General features: G+C 67.4%; 1 protein-coding gene and 4 pseudogenes. 2 read left to right on the plus strand and 3 right to left on the minus strand.

Annotated features, from left to right (window positions below; genetic code table 11):
* A partial coding sequence (locus tag DC434_RS19875) for an NUDIX hydrolase (protein ID WP_133192841.1) occupies positions 1-524 on the minus strand: 524 nt, incomplete at its 3' end.
* A pseudogene (locus DC434_RS19880) lies at positions 517-726 on the minus strand (CTP synthase); the annotation flags it as partial. The pseudogene DC434_RS19880 and the gene DC434_RS19875, both read right to left, overlap by 8 nt.
* On the opposite strand from DC434_RS19880, the pseudogene DC434_RS19885 reads away from it, so the two are divergent.
* Positions 725-925: pseudogene (locus tag DC434_RS19885) on the plus strand (UTRA domain-containing protein); the annotation flags it as partial. The pseudogenes DC434_RS19880 and DC434_RS19885 sit on opposite strands and share 2 nt — an antisense overlap.
* 30 nt (positions 926-955) lie before the next feature.
* Here DC434_RS19885 and dnaB read toward each other — a convergent pair.
* Positions 956-1972 (minus strand): annotated as a pseudogene (gene dnaB / locus DC434_RS19890) (replicative DNA helicase); the annotation flags it as partial.
* A 598-nt stretch (positions 1973-2570) separates the two neighbouring features.
* On the opposite strand from dnaB, the pseudogene DC434_RS20210 reads away from it, so the two are divergent.
* A pseudogene (locus tag DC434_RS20210) lies at positions 2571-3174 on the plus strand (phage tail protein); the annotation flags it as partial.

A 3174-nucleotide genomic window follows, 5' to 3' on the forward strand; every position in this document is an offset into this window, starting at 1 on the left:
GTCCGCGCACGMCCGGCGAGGACGGCGTCGACCGCGTCCGAGAGGGGTACCCACTCGACGCGGATGTCGGCCTCTTCGTCCTCGCGGTCGTGCGCGGACTCGGCGGCCGAGATACCCGTCGCGAGGAAGATGTGGATCATCTCGTCGTTGCCGCCCGGCGTGGTCCACGACGACACGAGCGGTTCCCAGTGCGCCGCGACCAGGTCGGCCTCCTCGGCGAGCTCGCGCTTCGCGGCCTCGAGCGGCTCCTCGCCGGCGACGTCGAGAAGGCCGGCCGGCAGCTCCCAGTCACGGTGACGGATCGGATGCCGGTACTGCTGGATCAGCAGGACGCGGCCCTCGTCGTCCAGCGCGAGGATCGCCACGGCACCCGTGTGCGCGACGTACTGCCGCACCATCTCGCCGTCGCCGTACCGCACGCGGTCGGAGCGCACGTCCCAGACCCTGCCCTCGTAGACGAGGTCGCTCGTGAGCACCTCCGGAGAGAACGGCTCGTCGCGGAGCTCTCCGGTCGCGTCAGTCATCGGCGCTGACGTCGAACAGCTCGCTGGCGCGGTGACGCTCGATCGCGGCGCCCACCAGTCCGCGGAACAGCGGGTGCGGGTCGGTCGGACGCGAGCGCAGCTCGGGGTGCGCCTGCGTCGCGATGTAGTACGGGTGCACGTCGCGCGGCAGCTCGACGTACTCGACGAGGTCGAGTTCCGGGTTGAGGCCGGAGAACACCAGCAYCCGCGTCGCGAACCAGCGCATCGGCGCCCGTCGCGCGCAGGGAGACGAGAGCGCCCTGCTCGACATCGACAAGGGCGGCCCCGTCCTCACCATGGAACGCGTCGCCTACGACGCATCGGGAAAGGCCTTCGAGTTCGGCCACCACTGCTACCGGCCCGACATGTACAGCTTCGAGACCACGCTCGTCGCGAAGTAGCGGCGGCGCCGCGACGGCGACGACGACGACTCAGTTGAAGTCGCCGCCCGGGGCCATGTCCATGAAGCGCGAGTAGTGGCCCTGGAACGCCACGGTGATCGTGGCGGTCGGACCGTTACGGTGCTTGGCGACGATGAGGTCGGCCTCGCCGGGACGCACATCCTTGTCGTAGACCGAGTCGCGGTGCAGCAGGATGACCATGTCGGCATCCTGCTCGATCGAGCCGGACTCACGCAGGTCGCTGATCGCGGGCTTCTTGTCCTGACGCTGCTCGGGACCACGGTTCAGTTGCGACAGTGCGATGACGGGGACCTGCAGCTCCTTCGCGATGAGCTTGAGGCTTCGCGAGAACTCGGAGACCTCCTGCTGACGCGACTCGACACGCTTTCCCGACGTCATGAGCTGCAGGTAGTCGATGATGACCATGCGCAGGCCCTCGCGCTGCTTGAGACGACGGCACTTGGCGCGGATCTCCACGAGCGTCATGTTGGGGCTGTCATCGATGTAGAGGGGCGCGTCGTTGATGCGACCACGGGTCGCGGCGACGGTGGTCCAGTCGCGCGGGTCGAGCGTTCCCTTGCGCATGTTCTGCAGCGGGATGCCGCCCTCGGCGCTGAGCAGACGCATCGCGATCTCGCTCTTGCCCATCTCGAGAGAGAAGAAGATCGACGGGAAGTCGTGGCCGATGGATGCCGCGCGGGCGAAGTCGAGCGCGAGCGTCGACTTACCCATGGCGGGACGGGCCGCGACGACGATCATCTGACCACCGTGAAGGCCGTTGGTGAGCTCGTCGAGCTCTTTGAACCCGGTCGGGATGCCGGTCATCGAGCCGTCGCGGCCGTTCGCGGCCTCGATCTCCTCGATCGCCGCATCGACGGCCGTGGTCAGCGGCACGTAGTCTTCGGCCGTCTCGGTTCCGGTGACCGAGTAGATCTCGGCCTGGGCGTTGTTGACGATGTCGGTCGCGTCGCCCTCACCGGCATACCCGAGCTGCACGATGCGCGTGCCCGCGTCGACCAGGCGACGGAGGATGGCTSGTGTGGATAACCCGGTGGATGGCATCGCATATCGGTTTTCTTAATCGCGCTGACCTGGGTTTTCTCGATTCCCCAGCCTGTGGATGAGAACCGGGTTCAAGGGTTGATTGAAGGTTTTGCCGTCACGGGACGACATGTGCAGAACCTGGGGAAAGTCAAGCCGAGATTCTGCCGGGCGCGTCATCGCGCGATGAGCGTTCGCGGCTGCGCGAAATAGCCCTGGACAACCGCCTTAAGCGCGAGTATCGTCGGCCCATCGACGCACGTTCGTGTCGATGGTGCGTTGCCTTCAGAGGGGGAGGTTGACGTGAACGTTCGGGCCACCCGACGCGGCATCCCCACCGCCGTCAAATGGGGCGGTCTCGTCGCGCTCGCCTGGGCGACGCTCACCGTCGTCGCCGGCGGAGGCACAGCGCACGCCGACGAGCAGTCCGACGGCCCGCTCGCCTCGCAGCGTCACGGCGACGAGAGCCTGATCCGTGAGCTCCTTCGAGTGCGTGCATCTTGCCTCTTTTCGTTTTCTCGATTATCGATTATTGTCGGATCTCACGCATGGTCCGCAGCTGCCCGCGCAGCGCGTGCCGAACTCACCGAGGAGAAACGACGCAATGAAGCGCATGCCCATCGCCCTCTGCACCGCCTTCCTTCTGGCCGTCGGCCTCGCCCTGGCACCCGCAGGCGCGCAACCCGCATCTGCGGCCGGTCCCTTCGAGGTCTACGTCTCCCCCGACGGCGATGACTCCGCCGCCGGCACGGAGGATGCGCCGCTCAAGTCACTCGAGGCCGCGCGCGACGCGCTTCGAGTCGAGCGTGTGGCGAACGGCCTCGACGAAGGCGCGACCGTCTACCTCCGCGGCGGCTCGTATCCACGCTCCGAGTCGTTCGAACTCACCGCGGAGGACTCGGGGACCGCTGATGCCCCGATCACGTACCGCTCCTACCCGGGCGAGACCGCGCGTCTGACAGGGGGCGTCGAGCTCGACAAGAACGCCTTCGTGCCCGTGGACGATCCTGCGGTACTCGACCGGATCATCGACGACTCCGCCCACAGCCGCGTCCTCCAGCTCGACCTCGGAGCGCTCGGCATCACGGATTACGGCCAGGTCAGCCGCCACGGATACTGGAAGGCCAACGACGTCAGCGAGACGCCGCCCATGGAGCTCTACGTCGGCGGAGAGGGCCAGACGCTCGCGCGCTGGCCCWACWCCGCCG

The sequence above is a fragment of the Microbacterium sp. TPD7012 genome, assembly GCF_003075395.1.
Taxonomy (GTDB): domain Bacteria; phylum Actinomycetota; class Actinomycetes; order Actinomycetales; family Microbacteriaceae; genus Microbacterium.